The sequence below is a fragment of the Nostoc sp. ChiVER01 genome (assembly GCF_034531155.1).
Lineage (GTDB): Bacteria > Cyanobacteriota > Cyanobacteriia > Cyanobacteriales > Nostocaceae > Nostoc.
Genome location: NZ_JAVRBS010000023.1, coordinates 75831 through 97463, shown reverse-complemented (window position 1 = coordinate 97463; position 21633 = coordinate 75831). Strand labels below are relative to the sequence as shown.

Below are 21633 nucleotides of genomic sequence, written 5' to 3'. Positions count from 1 at the left end.
GATTCTGAAAATTACTCTACTATTGAATAAAACTAGTATTATGCTAATCCTAATAAAACCCATCCAAAATTACTAGCTTCTCTACGAAAAAACACTAATATAAACACACCTATCATAATTGCTAATATCTAAATAATAGCTGGTAGTCTGCTGAAAAAAGGTATCTATTAATTGCTAAAAATTATGATTTTTTGATTAAAAACTATAAGCCTATAAACAGTAAAATTAAACATATAAGTCTGATTAACAATCTGCCTATAATCTTTTTATATTTTTAATGGCTAAAGCTAATTTTAATCAGATTATGCTAAAGTTTTAAAAACTTTTATAAATTTTACTATAATTACTTAGCCTAAGTAAATATACTGAATTGTGATCCAAGCTGTCTGAAGATGTCAGTACAGGTAATGTTGATTAGATAAAGTAGTCCTTGCCAGCATTTTATCAAGGTGCTTTAATAGCGATGTCTGACGACAAGAAGCAGAGCTTCTACGCATTCCGCAAAACAGCCTACTTACAGAATATGAACACCAGCAGCCATGTTCATAAAATTACAGATTCAAAACATTAAACTCAAAGATATGACAAGCTATTAGCATATCTTTGACACTAAATTCTCCCAAAAGCTGAATCGGAGTATATATGGAGCCAATCATTTTTATAGTTTTAGTGCTTATAGGTTATGCCTTAGGTTCTGCAAAACTGATTAATCAAGGTAATGAAGCCCTAGTCGAACGCCTGGGGCAGTATCATCGGAAACTTAAACCTGGGCTGAACTTTATTGTTCCCTTGGTAGATCAGATTGTGATGGAAGATACTACACGAGAGCAGTTTTTAGACATCAAACCTCAGAATGTGATCACCCAAGATAATATTTATGTAGAAGTAGATGCTATTGTCTACTGGCGCATTAGAGATATTGAGAAAAGCTTTTATGCTATTGAGGATCTACAAGGGGCACTGACACAGGTGACTACAACCACGCTCCGCGAAATCATTGCCCAGAACACTCTGGAGCAGACTAATGTCTCCAGAGCGGAGATGCACTCAGCTATCATAGACCAGTTGAATGAGGTAACGGGAGATTGGGGAGTTGAGATTCTCCGATTAGACCTTCAGAGAATTACTCTACCTGAGAGTGTACGCAAGTCGAGAGAAGAGCAGCAAGCTGCTGAAATCAAAAAACGGGCGCTGATTACTGAAGCAGAGGGGGAAAAGGAAGCTGCAATTAAAAAAGCAGAAGGAACTATGGCTTCAGTGCAAATAATTTCTCAAGCTCTCCGTTCCAATCCAGATAGTAGGGACATTCTGCGGTATCTTGTAGCTCAAGATTACGTAGATGCTAGCCAAAAACTTGGTGAGAGCACTAATGCCAAAATTGTCTTTGTAGACCCAGCAAACTCAAGTGAAATGTTTCAGGAGTTAATAGCCCACCCAGAAAATCCAGAAGGTAACGGCAAAAAACACGAAAACGGTAATACTTAACAATTAGCTTGTGCGGCTTTTCTCAGTAGAGCATCGGCTACTAATGAGACATCACGCATTTCTTGAACATCGTGAACTCGGAGGATATCAGCGCCATTAAAAATAGCAGCACAACAAGCTGCTGCCGTTCCCCAAATTCGTGCTTTGGGATCTGGTTGATTTAAAATGCGACCAATAAAACTTTTACGGGATGCTCCTACTAAGATAGGACAGTTGAGTGGTGAGAGCGATCGCAATCGGCGAAAAATTTCTAAATTTTGCTCATGGTTCTTAGCAAAACCAATACCAGGATCAATAATAATTTTATCCCGGTCAATGCCCGCAGCAGTTGCTACCTCAATTTGCCGATCTAAAAAACTATAAATTTCTCCGAGCAAATCTTGATAATCAGTCTGTTGCTGCATTGTCTGTGGTGTTCCCCGGATATGCATTAAAATAATCGGCACACCTAACTCTGCAACTGTTGGTAACATTTCTGAGTCAAAAGTGCCGCCAGAAATATCATTAATAATATCCGCTCCAGCTTCTACAGATGCTTTGGCTACAGCAGCACGGGTAGTATCTACAGAAATCGGGATTGAAATTTCTGGTCTTAGCACCCGTAACACCGATAACACGCGGTCAAGTTCCTGTGCCAGAGTTATTTGCTTTGCCCCTGGTCGAGTTGATTGGCCGCCCACATCGATAATGTCAGCACCAGCAGCCACCAGTGCTTGCGCTTGTACTAAAGCGGCAGAGGTAGTGTTAAACTCACCCCCATCACTAAAGCTATCAGGCGTTACATTCAAAATTCCCATCAAATAGGTGCGCTGTCCCCACTCGAAACAGCGTCCTCGAATTATCAAGTTGCTTGACATAAATCTACATTAAGCATTCCCATGCAGAGCATGGGAACGAGAAGAAAGCACATTACAGCGACTGAAAATTTACAATTCGAGCGAAACTTTCAGCTTCCAAACTTGCTCCTCCGACTAAAACACCATCAATTTCTGGTTGAGCCATGATCTCATCAATATTGTTCGGCTTAACTGAGCCACCATATTGAATTGATACATTTGGATTACTCAACTGGCTACGAATTAAGCCAATTATCCGATTCGCCTCCGTTACTTCACAAGTGTCACCAGTACCAATTGCCCAAATTGGTTCATAGGCAATCACCAAGTTATCCTGATCAATATCTACCAAGCCTTTGTCGAGTTGGAGAGAAATCAGTGATTCAGTTTCTCCTGCATCTCGTTGTTGTTTAGTTTCGCCAACACAGAGAATTGGCGTCAAACCAAATCTTTGAGCAGTTCGGAGGCGTAGATTAACGGTTGCGTCCGTTTCACAAAAGTATTGCCGTCGTTCGCTATGACCGACAATCACAAAGCGCACACCAAGTTCTGTCAACATTGGGGCAGAAATTTCACCCGTGTAGGCTCCATATTCTTCCCAGTGGACATTTTGTGCCCCTAGTTGGATGAGGCTACCGTGCAAACTCTTAGACAAAACACTTAAATCAGTGAACGGAGGGCACAATATCACTTCTCGCCCTTGGGGGGCTTCTTCTAAGTGGGGCAGAAATCCTTGTAAAAACTCCTGGGTCTCTGCCTGAGTTTTGTACATTTTCCAGTTGCCAGCAATAACAATTTTCCGCACAGTTAATTTAGTCCAGATCCTAACGAGTTATTTAGATTGCATTTTTCAGTTTATGACTTTTTGTTAGTCATTAGGCATTGGGCATTGGGAATTGGGCATTGGGCATTGGTTATTAATTCTTGTCCCTCATCTCCCACCCTGCGGGAAGCTAAAGCTACATCCCCCTCATCTCGCCAAACCGCTCCTAAAAATAACTAGGATAGTAAAGGGGGTGTATCTAAAATTTAAAATCTAAAATCTAAAATCTAAAATCTAAAATTAATTATGACTTCAACACTACCCATGCCTGAACCTCATCAAAGCGATTCCGCTAACACTGACGTAAATTCTCTCAGTTGGGAGGAAGAACTGGATAGTGCCATTTTCAGTTTTGAAGACATTCAGACGGAACTGAACTATAAACAAGCACAAACGGCGCTGCGAAACTTGGTAGCCAATCTCGACCTCACCCCCCAAGAAAAAATCGGATTGGAGACAGAACTTACTGATTTGGAAACCATGTTAGGGAAATTAGACCGCATGGTGTTACAGATTGCCGCTTTTGGCATGGTGGGACGTGGTAAATCTTCTCTACTCAATGCTTTGGTTGGGCAAACAGTATTTGAAACTGGGCCGTTGCATGGTGTCACTCGTGCAGCACAAAGAGTTAATTGGAGCATTAGTGAGGAAGCGATTGGGGAAACTGAACATGCTTTGCGAGTTACTCTCCCTGGTGTAGGTCAATCCCAGGTGGAATTAATTGACACTCCTGGGTTAGACGAAGTAGATGGTGCAACTCGTGCTGCGTTAGCTGAACAGATTGCTAAACAAGCGGATTTGATTTTGTTTGTGATTTCTGGCGACATGACAAAGCTAGAATACGCTGCCCTTTCTCAGTTGCGGGAAGCAGGTAAACCGATCATTCTAGTATTTAACAAAGTAGACCAGTATCCAGAAGCAGACCGGATGGCAATTTATCACAAAATCCGGGATGAAAGGGTGCGGGAATTACTTACACCCTTGGAAATTGTCATGGCTGCGGCATCGCCATTGGTAAAGACGGCGATTCATCGCCCTGATGGTACTAGGGGCATACAGTTGCGTACAGGTAATGCCCAAATTGAGGAACTCAAGCTGAAAATCTTGGAGATTCTGCACCGTGAGGGTAAAGCTTTGGTTGCCCTCAATACCATGCTTTATGCCGATATCGTAAATGAGCAGTTGATAGAACGAAAACTGATGATTCGGGAAGTGAACGCTAATGAGTTGATTTGGAAGGCTGTAATGACTAAAGCATTAGCGATCGCACTTAATCCCGTAACTGTGGTAGATATTCTGAGTAGTGTGGTAATTGATATTGCTCTGATTTTGGGTTTATCTAAACTCTATGGCTTCTCTATGACTGAAGCCGGGGCTGTACAATTGCTACAAAAAATCGCCCTGAGTATGGGCGGAATTGGTGCTAGTGAACTGTTGGCAAATTTGGGCTTGAGTGGATTAAAAACTTTACTTGGTATCTCTGCAACAGCTACCGCAGGTGCTGCCCTTGGCCCTTATATATCCGTAGCAATTACGCAAGCGGGAGTAGCTGGTGTTTCTTCTTACGGGATTGGACAAGTTACCAAAGTTTATTTAGCCAACGGTGCGAATTGGGGGCCTGATGGGCCAAAAGCAGTGATTAATCGGATTTTGGCAAACCTAGATGAAACTTCAATTCTCAACCGCATTAAAGATGAATTACTCCACAAGGTAAAACTCAGAAAATGATGCATAGACGTAAAATTAATAAGATTCTGAAAAATACGTTGCTAAAGATTGAGAGTTTTTTCCAGCCAAGATAGGCTCTCCCTTTACTCCTCCACGGCTGAGAGTACAAATCTTATAAAGGTTTTCGCATTCAAAGATTGCCATAACTAGCTCTTTCCCCGTTTCATAAGAGGATGGTAAGGGTTTACCTACCTCGCATTCCATATCAATTTCGTTATCACGCCACTGTAACTTCCAAATACGCTTTTCGGTTATTGGTGCTTTGACAGACCGAGCAAAAGCACTATATACCTGCTCTGCTTTAATATCATCCTTAGCTGCTGGCACAAAAAACTTCATAGATGGTTACAAGTAACGTAAATTTCACGCTTCTTCAGCGTAACGCAGTTACCAAGGCAATCTGCTCCCATCCCATGAGAAAAACTGTCCACTATCGCCTTCTTGAAGCTGTTCGATGACAGTCAGTAATTGGGTAACGGTGCGTTCCACTGAGAATAACTTTTCCGCAGGTACATTTCCCTGGAAAGGACGAGAAAGGTTCGTATCAGTTGTACCAGGATGCAATGTCACTATTAATGTTTTAGGACAACTTCTTTTATACTCAATTGCCGCAGTTCGCATCAACATATTGAGTGCTGCTTTAGAGGCGCGATAGCCATACCATCCACCAAGTTGGTTATCGCCAATACTGCCTAATTTAGCAGAAATAGTGGCAAACACGTTGCGTTCTCCATGACGAAACAAAGGCAATAGATGTTTAGCCAGTAAGACAGAACCGATACTATTTATTTGAAAGTAACGCAGCAAATTTTCTGAATTTATCTGTCTTAAGCTTTTTTCAGGTTGCAAAGTATCTTCATGCAACAGTCCTACACAGTTGACTACCAAATGCAGTTTGTTAACTTGAGTACGTATTTTTTGAACAGCTTCAACAATCTGCAATTCGTCAGTAATATCCATTTTTAAACAAATTAATCGCTCAAAATGTTCGCTTGTAAGAGCGATTAAATCGGAGGCTGATTCCGGTTGACGAGAAGTTACATAAACTTTGGCTATTCTGTCATCTTGTAGCAATTTTTTTACAAAACCCAAACCAATACCTTGGCTGGCTCCCACAATCAATGCGTTAACAGGATTAATTTCATCGATAAAAGACATATCAATTCATAGCATTACAATTTTTATCTGCGGAATTAAGGAAACTTTTAAGATTCAGATTAATAGAGCAAAGCTAAGATCAACCATCTAGTTCCCTAAATATCCATTCCAGTAAGGTTCACCGTCAGACCAACAAGTTAAAATTAGATATGCTGGTGAAACGTGGAATTTTAATGAAATCGCGCTAAAAATCTCATACTTATGACAGCCAACAATATTAAACAGCAAATTTTAGAGCATCTTGAGGCATTGCCAGGGGAACAGGTAAAAAGTCTGCTCAAAACATGGTTGACTGTAACTGATGGAGACTTAGAAGATTTTGAGCAGTTACTCAGTTATGAATCTACTCAAAGTATAGAAGAAATCTTTGATTACGGTGAAATAGATAAAACATTAAATTTTCAGCCACTGACCCAAGCCCAAATGATTGAGCAAAGCCGTAAAGCTCTAGAAGCATACCGTAGGACAGGCGCAGGAATAGCACATGAGCGTGTGCGTGAATGGGCAGACTCTTGATAGACCGATAAAGAACGTCCATGTCCCAGATAGTTTGGACGCAAACGGCGATTGATGACTTAAATCGTCATTACGATTTTATCAAACTTAATAATGCTGATGCAGTAGCACGGGCAGTACAAGCAATTGTCTCTTCGGGTGAGAAGTCTATAGGAGAATCCCCGTCGAGGTGCGATTGTCGATGAAATAGCAGGATTGCGAAAACTTGTAGTTTCTTTTGGGAAATACGGCTTTATAATTCACTACGTGATTATTGAGGATGATGTTGTAATTTTACGCATCTATCACGGGCGAGAAAATCGACCTCACTAATCAGATTGACCACTAAAATTTCTCGGAGCATCACTCTCCACATTCCAGATAGGTTGAAAAAGCGATCGCATTAACTCATCAACCCATACAGGTGGGCTATGTTCGTATAGCCTCAGAATTTTCAGCTAAGGTGATTAGGACATCAACAGATGATAAAACTTAGACACAAAAAGACTTTTCACCCAGTCCCCAATCCCCAGTCCCCAGTCCCTTGCTATATTTATTAATCCTGTGGCAATTTAGCAAACGCCTCCTTAACTAACTCCTTAGACTTAGCATCTAAACGCAGCCAATCGACTTCACCGAATTCATCAATTAAACTAGTATCAATATCAGCACTTTCCTTGTCTGGGTTGTATTCAAGAAAACACACTTGATAACACAGTTCCCACAAATCGATACTTGCTTCTTGCTGTTGACGCTGTAAACGTAGATGATATCCTGGATGGGGCATCGGCAGACGAGCCAGAGTCTCTTTGATTTCATCTGCTTCTTGGGGTGTTGCAGTTTCCATTGCTTGCAACAACTCAGTCACCAATGCTTTGATTTCATCAGTGGTGCTAGGCGGCCAAATCAAGACATCGTGGTAAGTTCCCGTCCAGGAAGATTCATCAAGCTGCTTGCGGATATTGTCGATAACGCGAATGAAAGCAGGTTGCATGAGGATTTCAGCCTGCTGCCATGCAACTGAGTTTGTTATTTTGGGTGGCATTGGTAGTAAACAGGGGCACTAAAAGAAAAATAAACAGTCTGCGTTTATTAAAAAGCTGCGTTTTTAATCTAAATCTTTTCTCAAGATAGCGGATTTCATTGAAGAAAATTTGGAGATATTTATTACCAGCTAGAAAATTAGGTAATAACTCTGGGGAGTGAACATGATAGGCAAGTTACTAGACCATCGTTACCAAGTAATTCGAGTCCTCGCAATGGGAGGATTTGGTCAAACCTATATTGCCCAAGATACTAGGCGGCCCGGCAATCCTCTCTGCGTTGTCAAGCACCTCAAACCCGGAACTGACCCCAGAGTTTTTGATACTGCTAAACGTCTGTTCAACAGCGAAGCCGAAACTTTAGAAAAACTGGGCAATCATGACCAAGTACCCAGGCTGCTGGCGTACTTTGACGAAAACCAAGAATTTTATTTAGTACAAGAATATATTGAAGGGCATACCCTAGCTGAGGAACTTATACCTGGTAAACGCTGGAGTGAAAGCGAAGTAATTCAACTATTACAAGAAGTTCTAGAAATTCTCGAATTCGTCCACCGCCAAGGCGTGATTCACCGCGATATCAAACCAGATAATATCATCCGTCGCGCCTTAGATAATAAGTTAGTTTTAGTGGACTTTGGGGCTGTGAAACAACTGCGTACACAACTGGTAATAGCAGGTGGACAAGCCTCTGCTACAGTAGTTATTGGCACTCCTGGCTATATGCCCACTGAACAAGGGCAAGGTAAACCCCGTCCCAACAGCGATATCTATTCCCTCGGCATTATCGCCATTCAAGCACTAACAGGATTATCGCCAACAGAATTGCAGGAAGACCCAGAAACGGGGGAAATCATCTGGCGTCATTCAGTAACCGTGAACCATCGATTAGCGGCAGTGTTGACCAAAATGGTGCGTTATCACTTTAAAGACCGCTACCTAAACGCCACGCAAGCACTGCAAGCATGTAAAGAAGCTATTAATCCTGTACCTGCACTTTCCACACCTCAAGAATCTGCTAAAAATTCTAGTTACCAAACTGCTAAATCCCAGCCTCAAGTATCTCGATTGCAAACTGTTGCAGTTGCACCAGCAAATCCTGTCCCCGCTAAACCTACGCGTAAAGACTCGGACAAATTCGACCCATGGCCAATATTAATTGGCATATTATTAGCGGGTGGTACAGCTGCTTTGGTAGCAAATGTATCTCCAATGAAAAATTTAGCTTTTAATCTTACAGGTAACAATACTGCTTTAGCAAACAAATGCTCGGCTATTGTTGCCAGAAATTCTAATATTCGTTCTGAACCTAGTTCGATAAATTCTGATAATGTTGTGCAAACAGTTGCTGATAACACCAGTTTTGAGGTGACTGGCAAACAGACAAAACGAGGTTGGATAGAAGTTAAACTTAACTCTGGTGATTCGGCTTGGGTACGCTCGAATGTGATAACCAATAATCAAGAATGGGGTTCTTGCCTGCGCGAAAAAGGTATTGCAACTACGATTGTAGATGATAGTAGCTTGATTGCGACTCAACCGACTCCCAAGGCAAAACCAAAATCTAGGGATGTTGTAACTCCATTACCAGAAAAGTTGAAGGGGTCAACTGACGATGCTGGGAAAATAGAGCGATCGCAGCCTACTGATAACAGTACCAATATTATAGAACAAGCAAGACAGAAGTATGAATCAGGAGATATAGTTAGAGCGATCGCACTTTTAAAATCGGTTCCGGCAAATGCTGCTTCTGGTATCCAAGAAACGGGCAAAATGATTGCCCAGTGGCAAGATGATTGGGCTAAGGCAGAGGCGTTATCTAATGAAATCAACAAAGCAATAGATGATGGTAAATGGGATAAAGTTTTAGATTATAGAAACCATCCAGAAAAGTTGCCCAATACTAAATATTGGCGAAACAAAATAGAACCATTATTTAAACAAGCAGCAGAAAATCTAGCAAAGCAGGCACTAACTCAGCTAGGAAATCAAGGTAATCAAAAGACTACCCAACAGAAACTTCCCGATACTAAGCAACCTGCCACTAAAGAGAGTCCTAATGCTACAGAAACTTCTAAAAGCGGTTTGTGAAATCAAAGTTTGTTAATTATAATGTTTTAGCATCTATTGGTAATAAGTAATAGATAATCTTATTACCTTTACCTATCGATGTTGAACTAATTTGTTTTTTATTGATGTATCTTTTCTGCGATTTTAAGGGCTTGTGCTAATAATTGCTCACTTTTATCTTTTTCTTTTAATTGTGTGTACCCAATAGCGATCGCAGTTATCACCTTAACTTTATCATCATGGCTTTTAATAGTTTTAGCAACTTCAAGTGCTTGAGATAATACCTGCTCTGCTTTAGCAGGTGGTTCTGATTGAGTAGCTTGCTCAACAATTTTAGGCAAAGCTAAGGCTTTGATATATTGAGACTTTAACAAAAACCTTGCTTTGATAAAGTCAGACTCTGACGAAAGCAAGGCTTTGTTATAGTCAGACTCAAGATTCTCTTTAAGTACTTGAAAAGCTTGCTTGTATTGACTCTTTTTTGCATATTCAACAGCAACTACACCTAAGGCTTCGCTTTTATTATCAGAGAACTTTATTTTCTGGATCGCTTGAAAAGCTTGCTCATATCGCCCTGCTGCTGCACACTTCTCAGCAATTTCAACAAAAACATCTGGTAAATTAAGGCCAATAATTAAACCATCATGAGTGATATAACCGTCTTTAAATTCTCTATAATCAGGGTAGTCCTTTATAGATTTGGCAAGCTCAATAGCTTGGTTGCATTGCCCCAGTTTTGCATAACCAATAGCAATATAGCCCAAATCCAAATTCTTGATTTTACCATCTTTTTCCTTTTTAACACTTTGAAGGGCTTGGGCTAACAACTGCTCTCCCTTAGCCTGTTGTCCAACTTGTGCATACTTGAAAGCCACTTTATCAATATCGTTTGGATATTGTGCATTTTGTGAGGCTTGCGCTAGCACTTGCAATACCTTTGCTTTTTGTCCAACTTGTGCATATTTGAGTGCAATTTCAGCCATCTCATCAGTGGTATTAGCTTTTTGAAGTGCTTGTACTAATACCTGTTCTGCTTGAGACTTTTGCCCAATTTGTACATATTTGAGTGCGATTTCAGCCATTTCATCACTGGCTTTAGCTTTTTGAATTGCTTGTACTAATATCTGTTCTGCTTGAGCCTTTTGTCCTGCTTGTGCATACTTAAGTGCAACTTCAGACATTGCTGTAGATTGAGAAGCAATGCTACTAGATTGAGATAAAAAGTTAACGTCTTCAAAGATATATCTATGACCATCTATTGATATTAATTTAGCAATTTGAAAAGCTTTTTCGTATTGCCCTACTTGTGTTAGGCGAGTAGTAATATGTTTCAACCGAATATCACTGTATATTGGCTCGTATACTTGAAGAGATTTTGCTACTTGAAGTGCTTTGTCGTATTGTCCCATTTCTACATAACTAATTCCCAACTGCTCTAATAATTTGAGTCTAATGTAAAAAGACTCACTTGTTTTGATAGACTCATTTATTTTGATAGTCTGAATAGCTGGGGCTAATAACTTCGAGGCTTTATCCTGTTGTCCTAATTTTGCATATCCGACAGCAATTTTAGCTAAAAGTTCTGCCTGGACTGGTTGCTTACCATTATTTTTCTCGTAAATGGCAACTTTATCTACAGGTTGACAAGCTGCACAGACTGTAATAATTAATACTGCGTTAGCGCAGATCGTCAAAGACATCGCCAGTTTTTTGAGTTTCATGCGCTTTTTGAGCTTGATTAATCACTCATGTACTGTACAAAAAAAAGCATCTAGGCAGTATTTTAACAGTGTTACCCTGTATATCTCTTACCTAGATGCTTTGTCCGATATTTTTTGTTGTTACTGCATTTCGTCGTACTCTGGGGCTTCAACTCGTCTTGTTTCCATCCGCGAAGCAGGCAAAAACTCAGCACGACGCACTGGAACCAAGGGTGGTGTATTTCCTTGGTAAGGGTGAATCACTTGTACAGTACGGGCTGGACGCTGCCGTGGTGAGAATAAAGCTAATACCCCAGCGACGACAACACCACCACCAATAGTGAGAGTTGCGCCTCCCACAGCCCAAAGCACGGGTGAAGACCACCAAGAACCTTGAGGCTGGAGTGTTGTTACTTTTTGTTGGTTATACTGCTGGGCTTGTTGCCACTGCTGCTGAGTATTGAAATTTTGAACTTGACCTTGGAGCTGTTGATTTTGCGCCTTCAGTTGTTCATTGTCGTTTTTTAAACGCTCCAACTGCATCTGCGTATTCAGCTTTTCCATCTCTAGACGCTGGTCTGTATTGGGAGCAGTCGGTGGCTGAACCTGACCGGGATACATTGGTTGCCCATAAGGCCCATAAGGATACATTTGTGGCTGCATTCCCGGCGCTACTACAGTTCCTGGCATTTGCGGAGCAACAGCAAAGTTAGGCTGTAGGGGGGTATTCGTTCCTTTGAGCAATACGAGAGCTGCCAGCCCAGCTACAGCAACCCCACCGATAAACGCCATACTCTCACTCATCGCCTTTGCTCCTCAATTGCGACCTAATTATAACTATTTGTGACTGACTCACTCTCACACTCATAAATTATGCCTACTTGATTTCACATAATACTCAAACTATAAGCGACTGGATCAGCTAGTTTTTTTACATCATGATATCTGATGTTAATATTCAAAACCATAACGGTCAAATTGTCTACCAAACAAGCATAGAAAAACCGCGCTGTTATACTTTTTTAATCTACTTTATTGGTCTAATCAAGAGGAGTATTTGTACTGGTGCTGGTGGTCTTGATGGCAGCCTTGAGACTTTGGCAAAATTGGGCGATCGCCGAAAGTCCCTGCTCTGGAGTACCTTCTGCTAACCGTTTTACAAAAGCACTACCGACGATCGCCGCATCTGCGCCCCATTCCTTTACCTGACGGGCTTGGGCAGCTTCGGAGATGCCAAAGCCTACACCGATGGGTTTATCAGTGACACTACGAATTTGTTTGAGTAAATCAGACACGCGATTTTCTAATTGCGATCGCACCCCTGTTACTCCTGTGACGCTGACTAAATAAATAAATCCTTGGGAAGAATGAGCGATCGCTTCTATGCGTTGGGCATCACTGGTGGGCGCTACCAACAAGATTACATCAATTCCCATCTTACTAGCTGGTTGGAGCAAACCTGCTGCTTCTTCCAAGGGCAAATCTGGTACTACTAATCCTGCAACCCCAGCCGCAGCAACTGAAGAGAGGAATTTTTCAATTCCTTGGTGCAGAATTGGGTTGTAGTAGGTAAATAGGACAATAGGCGATCGCAATTTGGGAGTAATCCCTTGCAGCATTTCTAGCACCTGCTCTAATTTCGTACCCCTTTGTAAGGCGCGAGTAGCAGCAGCTTGAATTACTGGCCCATCCGCTAGAGGATCGGAATAGGGTATACCCAGTTCTATAATGTCGGCTCCACTACGATCTAGAACCTGCAACGCTTTTGCTGTTGTTTCTAAATCTGGATCGCCAGCAGTAATAAACGGAATTAGAGCGCACTCACCATTTTTCTTAAGGGTTTCAAAGCAATCAGAAATTGCAGTCATTTTTTGTCAAGTGTTAATAGCCAGTGGTCATCGGTCATTGGTCATTAGTCACTGGTCATTAGTGAAGGACAAATGACTAATGACAAATGAGACAACTGACCAATGATAACTTTACACCTGAGATTGCTCTTCTTGTTCTATTTGGGCTTGAATTCGTGCTAGTTCTTCGGGAGTAAGCTCATCTAACCGTTTTTGCAGAAAGTCTTGCTCATACTGTTCCCGTTGTTGGTGGTAGGTCATTTTTTGTCCCACCGCACGGAAAAAATAGGTGGCTAACCAGCCAACTAACCCACTGACTAGTAAAACTTGGCTCCATATACCAGCTTGCTGATTATCCAAACCGACTAGCTGCAATCCTATATAAGCCAAGCCGCCAGCAATAAAAACGCCCAAGCCAATTCCAATAGCGTCAATCCGTCGCATGAGAGTTATGACCTACCAATTTAGTTAAACTTCAATTTGTCGCCGTTGGGGTCGAAAATTTAGAAACGGCGATAGAACCAACAAACCCGGAAAGAAGAAGAACACCAAAAAGTACATAAAGGTACGCTCGATTGAGGTAGCTACATACCAACGCTGCTTCAGGTACAGCAAAATAGCAATTGGGATTACCAGAAGGTAAGCTCCAGCCAAAATCAGATACAGCAGGGCGACAATCATAAACTTTCAAGTCTTAAGCTTCTATTTTCCATCATAGGCTGAAGAGCGAAACTGAGGAAACTATTGACAAAAGGTAGTGTTATGCTACGATACTAAATCTGCCACCAAAGAAATGCTCTGGTCAGACAAGATAGAAAACTTATCCAGATTGATTATGAGGAAACAAGGAAAACTTGCAACTCTAGAAAGCGATCGCTCAATCGGGAAAAAATATTTTCAATCTAGTTGGACAAAAGACACAATTGATGGTGGAATAGATGAGGAGGTATTTGCTGCCTCTAAAGAATAACTAGTTATACTAGTTGCAAAACAGCTGCGGGGGTGTGGCGGAATGGTAGACGCTACGGACTTAGATAACTGAGCCTTGAAGGAGAAATCCCTCAAGTGGAAGCTCTCAAACTCAGGGAAACCTAAATCTGGTGACAGACATGGCAATCCTGAGCCAAGCCCAGAAATTTTAGATTTACGATTTTAGATTTGCGATTAGTCTTCAATCCAAAATTCAAAATCTAAAATCCAAAATTGAGGGAAGGTGCAGAGACCCGACGGGAGCTACCCTAACGTTAAGCCGAGGGTAAAGGGAGAGTCCAATTCTTAAAACCTGATTTTGCTAAAGCCATCAGGTAGCAGTGAAAACTGCGAAAGAATGAAAATCCGTTGACCGTAAAAGGTCGTGTGGGTTCAAGTCCCTCCACCCCCATTTGACAGGCAAAAAGACTTCTATACAAGGTTGTGACTTTACCCATAACTTTGCTGCAACGGCAAGCTTATGCTTCCAAACAAATTTCTCTTTGCGCTGCCCTTAAAGCAGTGCGAACTTTTTTATCGTGAAAACACCTTGGTTTAGCTAATAGCTTTGAAATAGGTGCTTCACTAGGATAAATACCTTCAGTGTAAAATTGCCTAACAGCTTGTTTTACCTCCTCGCAACACTGATCGATTCGCTTGAGGCGAGATTCTTTCATATAGTTAAAACTCCTCATACACTACAAGTGTTTCTGGGATGATCGCTTCATCTTTATCCGCTTGAAAATCGGTATTGGCAAAAGTAACTTGAATAAGTTTTGGTTCTTCGTTAAGGCGTAAGGGATACCAATATTAAACGGGTCGTATCTTGTTTGCGCTAGCATCTCCAAGGAGAAGGCTTGAACTTCTCTTCTCTACGAGAGGCTTCTCCTGTCGGAGACGCTTCGCAAACGCCAACGCTTATCGCACTCGTTTTCTCAGCCACCAAACCATAAAACCAACAATGATTCCAAGTATTAGACTGCCACTTAAAGGATACTTGCAAAAGAAGTTAACTTGCTTAAAAATATCTTCACAACTTTTTGCCGTCTCTCTTACCAGAGATACTGTTGCTATACCAGCACCAGCAACAGCTACAAGCTCTTGGAAGTTACGCTCTCGTTCCGATTTTTCGACTTCTATGCGACTGCGAGTAGTGTTAATTGTATTTTCTAAAAGTTGCAAGCCAAGCTGCATATTTTCGATATCTTTGGTAATTTGTGGTAAATATTTTTTATCGGCTAGCTCGCTAAATTTTTCTAAGAAATCTAACTGATTATTTTGACCTGCTTTTTCTTTAATTAACGCCAAGCGAAGTTGATAATTAGACAAATTAATTTCAATAATTTGTTTTTGGAAAGAAAGGTTAAGTAAGTCAATTGTATATTGCTGGATAATCTTATCAATATTATTTAAAATCTTGCGAGAAGTTGTAATATTCTGTTTTTCTTGCCGAGAATTACTTTGATTGGTAATTTTTCTATTTTCTTCAATCTGTTTATAATGATTGAGCAGAGATTCTTTGACTAAACGACTTTGCCAATAAGCCCACGAAATTTTACTTCGATAACAAAATAACCCCATCCAATCTTTATAAAATTCCGCAGCTTTTTCTGCGCTCTTTCGATGCGGATAAATAGCAATAATCACATGATGTTTGTGATTATCTAAATGAGTAGTTACTTTTTCTTGGCTCTGATTTATATTTTGTGATCGCCATATTTCAAAAACTTTTCCACCTAAAAAACTACCTTTTTCTGGCTCCCAATAATTATCTTGAAGTAAAGCAGAATAGCAATCTTTGGCAATATCTTCAGGATTTTGAGACGAGTTTTCTGGGAGCCAACCAGAAAGCAACCAGGTTCTTCCAATTATTGCTAGTTCTTGATTGAGTTTTTGTTCTATTTCAGTTTTTAAGATTGTAAAAGACTTAGCTGGTTGAGTTTCGGTTTGATTATTAATAGAACAATCAATTTGTAAGCCATAAGTGTCATTTAATCTAACAGGATAATAGTATCCTTCTAAAATATTATCGGAGGAAATAAAGTTAATTTGAGTAGGGTGGGTAATCTCTAAATACTCAGTTTCAATATCAGGATCGTAGAATTTAGTATCAGAGGGTAATTGTTCTAAAAAAGCTGCTTGCTTCTTTTGCGTTTCTGCATCGGTTGTGTTTAAAGAAGTTTTTAACGCATATAAAAACAAGTCGAGTGTAGGATATATTAAATCGCTCATCACAAGGATAAAACTAATTTGATTGATTGGATTGAGATAAAAATTGTTTCCATTTTTCTAAAAATGTCGCTTGTTTAACTGTTTCTTCTGGTTGAGAAGAACTACCAACAATGACTACAACATTATTAAGTTGGCTTTCGTAGCCTGTAGCTTCATTTTTTGGTTTAAAGCCTCTAGTTATTGGAGACTTTTCAAGAGTATTTAGTCTATTAACTTCTGCTTCACTAGGAAGTAAATCATTAGGAATTTCTTCTAGATTATCTAATTGAGATTTATAAAATTGATAAGACTTATTTAAGTCAGGATTAGGGATAATTATTTCTAATAAACGTCCTTTAATATAGTCTTCCCAAGCTTTGGGTTGGGTATCTAATTGCTTGGCAACTTCTTTTAAATTCTGTTTTTCTTGTTCTCCAAGGGCGGTTTTTAAGTCTTGAAACGCCAAGAGAAAAGCGATGATAGTATTATCAGCCTTTGTATTCATCCGTTTTTATACCAAACTCACTACGACTAGTATAAACATGATTTCAATGAGATAATTACAGCATATATTTGATGTTCAGTTTTTATTTTATCTGTCTAAAAAGAATAATTCACAAAACAATAATGTGATTTATTATACCTTTAATTGTGTAAATTAATTTAGTTTATTGCACTGGATTATAGTAATTTTTCATACAACATAAACGAATGCTGTAGACAGATTTTGCCAACAGTTTAAGCAAAAAGTTATTAGAGTCAGTCAGGTAATAAAAATGGCATCGGAATGGGCGGCTATTGTTATTGGAATTAATTATTACCCAGAGTACACTACTCTAAAGCCGCTAACAGCAGCAGCAGAGGATGCAGAGAAAATTGCCCAACAGTTAGAAGTATACGGTTATAGACCTTTTCGCGCTCAGTGTTTACCTAGAACTTTAAACCAGAAGGGAGAGAGTACAATTGACCGCCAAGGGGCGGTAAAGGTGCAAGAATTAAGAGAAGCGATCGCTAATCTTTTCAATCCTCCTCCTCCTAACCCCATCCCAGAGACAGCATTATTCTTCTTTTCAGGACATGGGTGGTGCAAAACTGTAGCGGGCAAAGAAGAAGTATTTCTAGCTACCAGTGATGTTTTACCTGAAGCAGAAATTTATGGTATACCCTTAAGTTGGTTGGGTGAGCAGTTGCAAAGAAGTCAGGCTAAACGAGTGGTTGTTTGGCTAGATTGCTGCTATAGCGGTGAATTGTTGAAGTTTATTCCCACAGATAAAGACTACTGTTTTATTACTGCAACCCGTTCTTACGAAACTGGAGTAGAAATTCCCCACACGCAGGGGTTGTTGACAGAAGCGTTACTTGCAGGATTGAACCCGGAAAATGACGCAGATGGGATCATCAATAGCCACAAGTTGGCAGATTTCATTATCAGCCAAATGCCGAATACAGTCCAGCGTCCGTTAATTGAGAATTCCCCACGAGCAATTCTGCTGACAACTAAGTTTTCGCAAAAAAGCTTTCAGGATAAGTGTCCTTATCGTTCTCTGTCGTATTTTACCGAGACAAAGGAAGATGCTGAGGTTTTTTATGGGCGGAGTGCGCTAACTGGGCAGTTGATTCAACAAGTAAGAGATAAGCATCGCCTAATTGCTGTATTAGGTGCTTCCGGTAGTGGAAAATCATCTATGTTACGGGCGGGGTTACTCTACCAGATGAAGCTAGGACAAGAAATTCCAGGGAGCGATCGCTGGACTTATATTACACCGTTTACGCCTAAAGAATCTCCTGTTAACAGTTTACAGGAAGCTTTTGCACTTTCTTTTCCAAGCTGCGGTGTAGATACAAGTCAAATTACCCCCCTTAATCCCCCCTTGGAAAGGGGAGAGACTGGAAAATCTAATTTCCTTCCCTTGGAGGAAACTGGACAATCTAGCTCCCTCCCTTTTACAAGAGGAGGGTTGGGGAGGGGTAATTTTACCCATGTCATTGGCGAGGAGTTAAAAGCATTAAACACACCAGTTATCTTGATTATCGACCAGTTTGAAGAATGCTTTACTATGTGCGGTGACAGCCAGCGCCAAGAATTCTTTGACTGTTTGCGGGAATTAATTGATTGTACAGATAACCTCTATATTTTCATTGGGATGCGATCGGATTTTCGGGCGAGATGGCGAGAATATCCCAAATTTGCGGGCAGAATTAATAAACCTTACATCAACGTCGAACACTTAACCCGTGAGGAAATTGAAGAAGCGATTACTAAACCGGCTGATTGGGTGGGGTTAGGCATAGAGGGAAGGTTAGAACAGCAACTAATTAATGATGTTGAAGATTACCCCGGAAGTTTGCCTTTGCTGCAATATACCCTAACAGAATTGTGGCGTGAATCGAGAAATCAAGGCGATGAGGTTCTCAGCCTGAAAACTTATCAGGATTTAGGCGGGGTGGAAGGAACGCTACAAAAACGCGCTGATGCAGTTTACGAAAGTCTTTCAGCAACAGAAAAAACTGTAGCGCGGCGGCTTTTTCTAGAATTGATGCAAATTGGAGAAACCACAGATGTCAGGCGGCGCGTGCGTTTGGGCGAGTTGGTTAATTCCCATCATTCTTTGGAACTGTTGCAACAGGTGAGTGAGAAGTTAGCGGATAAAGATGCACGATTAATTACCAAGACAGATGAGCCGGATTCCCAGGATGTAATTTTAGATGTTGTCCATGAAGCCTTAATTCGCCATTGGCAAATGTTGCGGGAATGGAAAGAGGAATATAAGTTGGGAATAGTTATTGAGCGGCAGATTGAAGCGGAAGCTCAAGAATGGGAGAGGAATGATAAAAAGCCAGGGTTCCTTAGAAAAGATGAGAGATTAGCAGTAGTAGAAGCATATTTAACTAGATTTGGCGATTGGCAAATGTTGAATGGAATAGCGCAGGAGTACATTCAGGAGAGTCGAGAATTGCGCGATCGCTTGGTTCGAGAAGAGAAAGAACGCCAACAGGAAGAGCTTGAAGCAGCACGACAGCAAAATCAAATATTCTTCATCTTATGGTATTACGCTCTAAACAAAGCAAAGGAAGCAATACAACAAAGTGTCATTGCTCTAGCCCAAAGTTCTGAAGCTTCTTTAATATCTAATAGGCAACTTGAGGCTTTAGTTGCAGCTATAAAATCAGGCAGACAACTTTCAGGTAAATCACTGAGAAATGATGCCAATTTAGAACAAGAGGCCAACCATCAAGCGATTTCAGCACTAAAGCGAGCAATTTACAATATCCAAGAGCGGAATCACTTAGAGGGGCATGACACATTAGTTTATAGCGTAGCATTCAGTCCTGATGGCAAGATGATTGCTTCTGGTAGTTGGGACAAAACCGTGAAACTCTGGGATGCGGCTACAGGTAAGGAAATTATCACCCTCAAGGGGCATAGCTCCAAGATCCAGGGCGTAGCATTTAGCCCTGATAGCAAAACCATTGCTTCTGCTGGTGCTGAAAATACCGTGAAACTCTGGGATGTGGCTACAGGCAAGGAAATTATTACCTTCAACGGGCATAGTAATCAAGTTAATAGCGTAGCATTCAGCCCCGATGGCAAGACGATCGCTTCTGCTAGTAGTGACACTACAGTAAAACTCTGGAATGCAGCTACAGGTACGGAAATCACTACCCTCAATGGGCATAGCTCCACGATCCGGGGTGTAGCATTTAGCCCCGATGGCAAGACGATCGCTTCTGCTAGTAGTGACACTACGGTAAAACTCTGGAATACAGATACAGGTACGGAAATCACTACCCTCAATGGGCATAGCGATTTTGTCCGGGGCGTAGCATTCAGCCCGGATGGCAAGACCATCGCTTCTGCTAGTGCTGACGCTACCGTGAAACTGTGGGATGCGAGTACAGGCAAGGAAATCATCACCCTCAGCGGGCATAGCGGTGAAGTCTGGAGTGTAGTATTCAGCCCGGATGGCAAGACCATCGCTTCTGGTAGTACTGACACAACCGTAAAACTCTGGAATGCGGCTACAGGCAAGGAAATTACTACCTTCAACGGACATAGTAATCAAGTCAATAGCGTAGCATTTAGCCCGGATGGCAAGACGATCACTTCTGCTAGTAGTGACACTACGGTAAAACTCTGGAATGCAGCTATAGACAAGGAGAACAGCATTCTTAACGGGCATAGGAATTGGGTCTGGGGCGTAGCATTCAGCCCTGATGGCAAGACCATCGCTTCTGCTAGTAGTGACAATACTGTAAAACTCTGGAATACAGATACAGGCAAGGAAATCATCACCCTCATCGGGCATAGCGCTGAAGTCTGGAGTGTAGTATTCAGCCCCGATGGCAAGACCATCGCTTCTGCTGGTGCTGAAAATATTGTGAAACTTTGGAATGCAGATACAGGTAAGGAAATCACTACCCTCAACGGGCATCGCTCTGGTATCTGGGGCGTAGCATTCAGCCCTGATGGTAATACCATCGCTTCTGCTAGTGCTGACGCTACCTTAAAACTCTGGAATACAGATACAGGCAAGGAAATCATCACCCTCAGCGGGCATAGCAGTGCAGCCTGGGACGTAAAATTTAGTCCCGATGGCAAGATTATCGCTTCTGCTAGTGGTGACACAACCGTGAAACTCTGGAATGCGTCTACAGGTAATGAAATCACTACCCTCAAGGGGCATAGATTAGTGGTCTGGGGAGTTGCATTCAGTCCCGATGGCAAGATTATCGCTTCTGCTAGTGGTGACAAAACTGTCAAACTCTGGAATGCGTTTACAGGTGAGGAAATCATTACCCTCAACGGGCATAGCTTAGTGGTCTGGAAGCTAGCATTCAGCCCTGATGGCAAGACCATCGCTTCTGCTAGTGCTGACAAAACTGTCAAACTTTGGAATGTCGCTACAGGTAAGGAAATCATTACCCTCAACGGGCATAGCAATGAAGTCTATGGTATAGCATTCAGCCCTGATGGCAAGACCATCGCTTCTGCTAGTGCTGACGCTACCGTCAAACTCTGGAATTTGTACCCAGATCACCTTAGGGATTTAATAATTTCTGGTACTCTCGACAAGCTAATGAACTACAGTTGCGATTGGCTACGCAGTTATTTGCAATCAAATCTCAATGTGAGCGAGAGCGATCGCACTCTCTGCGATGGCATTGGTACAAAGAGCAATTAGAATGTTCCCTTCGACTCTGCTCAGGGAAAGTTTTGTTTAGGGAATGTTTTGCTTAGGGAAATCAATTACTGGTACTGCGATCGCC

General features: G+C 41.3%; 20 protein-coding genes. 7 read left to right on the top strand and 13 right to left on the bottom strand.

Annotation, left to right across the window (positions count from 1 at the left end; all coding sequences use genetic code 11):
- Window positions 1-642 precede the first annotated feature (642 nt).
- Window positions 643-1485, top strand: a complete 843-nt coding sequence (locus tag RMY00_RS25825; RefSeq protein WP_322650284.1) for an SPFH domain-containing protein — start codon at window positions 643-645, stop codon at window positions 1483-1485.
- Here RMY00_RS25825 and folP read toward each other — a convergent pair.
- Window positions 1482-2342 (bottom strand): dihydropteroate synthase, encoded by an 861-nt coding sequence (gene folP / locus RMY00_RS25820; protein ID WP_322650283.1) that lies wholly within the window; start codon window positions 2340-2342, stop codon window positions 1482-1484. The two genes, RMY00_RS25825 and folP, sit on opposite strands and share 4 nt — an antisense overlap.
- A 52-nt stretch (window positions 2343-2394) precedes the next feature.
- Window positions 2395-3126, bottom strand: coding sequence for a triose-phosphate isomerase (tpiA, locus tag RMY00_RS25815; protein WP_322650282.1), 732 nt, complete (start codon window positions 3124-3126; stop codon window positions 2395-2397).
- A gap of 264 nt (window positions 3127-3390) precedes the next feature.
- Between tpiA and RMY00_RS25810 the strand changes: the two genes are divergently transcribed.
- Complete coding sequence (locus RMY00_RS25810; protein WP_322650281.1) at window positions 3391-4872, top strand: GTP-binding protein; 1482 nt, start codon at window positions 3391-3393, stop codon at window positions 4870-4872.
- A gap of 15 nt (window positions 4873-4887) precedes the next feature.
- Here RMY00_RS25810 and RMY00_RS25805 read toward each other — a convergent pair whose 3' ends face one another.
- A complete protein-coding gene (locus RMY00_RS25805) occupies window positions 4888-5211 on the bottom strand; it encodes a hypothetical protein (protein WP_322650280.1) in 324 nt (107 codons plus the stop codon).
- 48 nt (window positions 5212-5259) lie between these two features.
- Window positions 5260-6030, bottom strand: coding sequence for an SDR family NAD(P)-dependent oxidoreductase (locus RMY00_RS25800; RefSeq protein WP_322650279.1), 771 nt, complete (start codon window positions 6028-6030; stop codon window positions 5260-5262).
- A 201-nt stretch (window positions 6031-6231) separates the two neighbouring features.
- Between RMY00_RS25800 and RMY00_RS25795 the strand changes: the two genes are divergently transcribed.
- Window positions 6232-6546, top strand: coding sequence for a hypothetical protein (locus tag RMY00_RS25795; RefSeq protein ID WP_322650278.1), 315 nt, complete (start codon window positions 6232-6234; stop codon window positions 6544-6546).
- A 20-nt stretch (window positions 6547-6566) separates the two neighbouring features.
- Window positions 6567-6731 (top strand): type II toxin-antitoxin system RelE/ParE family toxin, encoded by a 165-nt coding sequence (locus RMY00_RS25790; protein WP_322650277.1) that lies wholly within the window; start codon window positions 6567-6569, stop codon window positions 6729-6731.
- 350 nt (window positions 6732-7081) lie between these two features.
- On the opposite strand, the gene RMY00_RS25785 is transcribed toward RMY00_RS25790, so the two are convergent.
- Window positions 7082-7570: a hypothetical protein gene (locus RMY00_RS25785; RefSeq protein ID WP_322650276.1), complete on the bottom strand. Its 489-nt coding sequence runs from the start codon at window positions 7568-7570 to the stop codon at window positions 7082-7084.
- Window positions 7571-7733: 163 nt separating this feature from the next.
- On the opposite strand from RMY00_RS25785, the gene RMY00_RS25780 reads away from it, so the two are divergent.
- Window positions 7734-9659, top strand: coding sequence for a serine/threonine protein kinase (locus tag RMY00_RS25780; RefSeq protein ID WP_322650275.1), 1926 nt, complete (start codon window positions 7734-7736; stop codon window positions 9657-9659).
- Between the two features lie 98 nt (window positions 9660-9757).
- Here RMY00_RS25780 and RMY00_RS25775 read toward each other — a convergent pair whose 3' ends face one another.
- The 5 genes from RMY00_RS25775 to ndhL all read right to left on the bottom strand — a co-directional run bounded on the left by RMY00_RS25775 (window position 9758) and on the right by ndhL (window position 13866).
- On the bottom strand, window positions 9758-11338 hold the full coding sequence (locus RMY00_RS25775) for a tetratricopeptide repeat protein (protein WP_322650274.1): 1581 nt from the start codon (window positions 11336-11338) through the stop codon (window positions 9758-9760).
- A gap of 141 nt (window positions 11339-11479) precedes the next feature.
- Window positions 11480-12142, bottom strand: coding sequence for a heterocyst differentiation related protein (locus RMY00_RS25770; RefSeq protein ID WP_322650273.1), 663 nt, complete (start codon window positions 12140-12142; stop codon window positions 11480-11482).
- A 236-nt stretch (window positions 12143-12378) separates the two neighbouring features.
- Window positions 12379-13206, bottom strand: a complete 828-nt coding sequence (gene trpA / locus RMY00_RS25765) for a tryptophan synthase subunit alpha (protein WP_322650272.1) — start codon at window positions 13204-13206, stop codon at window positions 12379-12381.
- A 111-nt stretch (window positions 13207-13317) separates the two neighbouring features.
- Entirely contained in the window at window positions 13318-13629 is a 312-nt protein-coding gene (locus tag RMY00_RS25760; protein WP_322650271.1) for a DUF3007 family protein, read from the bottom strand.
- A gap of 24 nt (window positions 13630-13653) precedes the next feature.
- On the bottom strand, window positions 13654-13866 hold the full coding sequence (ndhL, locus tag RMY00_RS25755) for an NAD(P)H-quinone oxidoreductase subunit L (RefSeq protein ID WP_100900242.1): 213 nt from the start codon (window positions 13864-13866) through the stop codon (window positions 13654-13656).
- A 76-nt stretch (window positions 13867-13942) separates the two neighbouring features.
- On the opposite strand from ndhL, the gene RMY00_RS25750 reads away from it, so the two are divergent.
- The gene (locus RMY00_RS25750) at window positions 13943-14155 is read left to right on the top strand and encodes a hypothetical protein (protein WP_322650270.1); all 213 of its coding nucleotides are present in this window, start codon (window positions 13943-13945) and stop codon (window positions 14153-14155) included.
- A gap of 478 nt (window positions 14156-14633) precedes the next feature.
- Here RMY00_RS25750 and RMY00_RS25745 read toward each other — a convergent pair whose 3' ends face one another.
- The 3 genes from RMY00_RS25745 to RMY00_RS25735 all read right to left on the bottom strand — a co-directional run bounded on the left by RMY00_RS25745 (window position 14634) and on the right by RMY00_RS25735 (window position 16870).
- A complete protein-coding gene (locus RMY00_RS25745; protein WP_322650269.1) occupies window positions 14634-14831 on the bottom strand; it encodes a hypothetical protein in 198 nt (65 codons plus the stop codon).
- A 241-nt stretch (window positions 14832-15072) separates the two neighbouring features.
- Window positions 15073-16386 (bottom strand): hypothetical protein, encoded by a 1314-nt coding sequence (locus RMY00_RS25740; RefSeq protein ID WP_322650268.1) that lies wholly within the window; start codon window positions 16384-16386, stop codon window positions 15073-15075.
- A gap of 13 nt (window positions 16387-16399) precedes the next feature.
- Entirely contained in the window at window positions 16400-16870 is a 471-nt protein-coding gene (locus RMY00_RS25735) for a hypothetical protein (protein WP_322650267.1), read from the bottom strand.
- A gap of 271 nt (window positions 16871-17141) precedes the next feature.
- On the opposite strand from RMY00_RS25735, the gene RMY00_RS25730 reads away from it, so the two are divergent.
- Window positions 17142-21548, top strand: coding sequence for a caspase family protein (locus RMY00_RS25730; RefSeq protein ID WP_322650266.1), 4407 nt, complete (start codon window positions 17142-17144; stop codon window positions 21546-21548).
- Window positions 21549-21633: the final 85 nt, after the last annotated feature.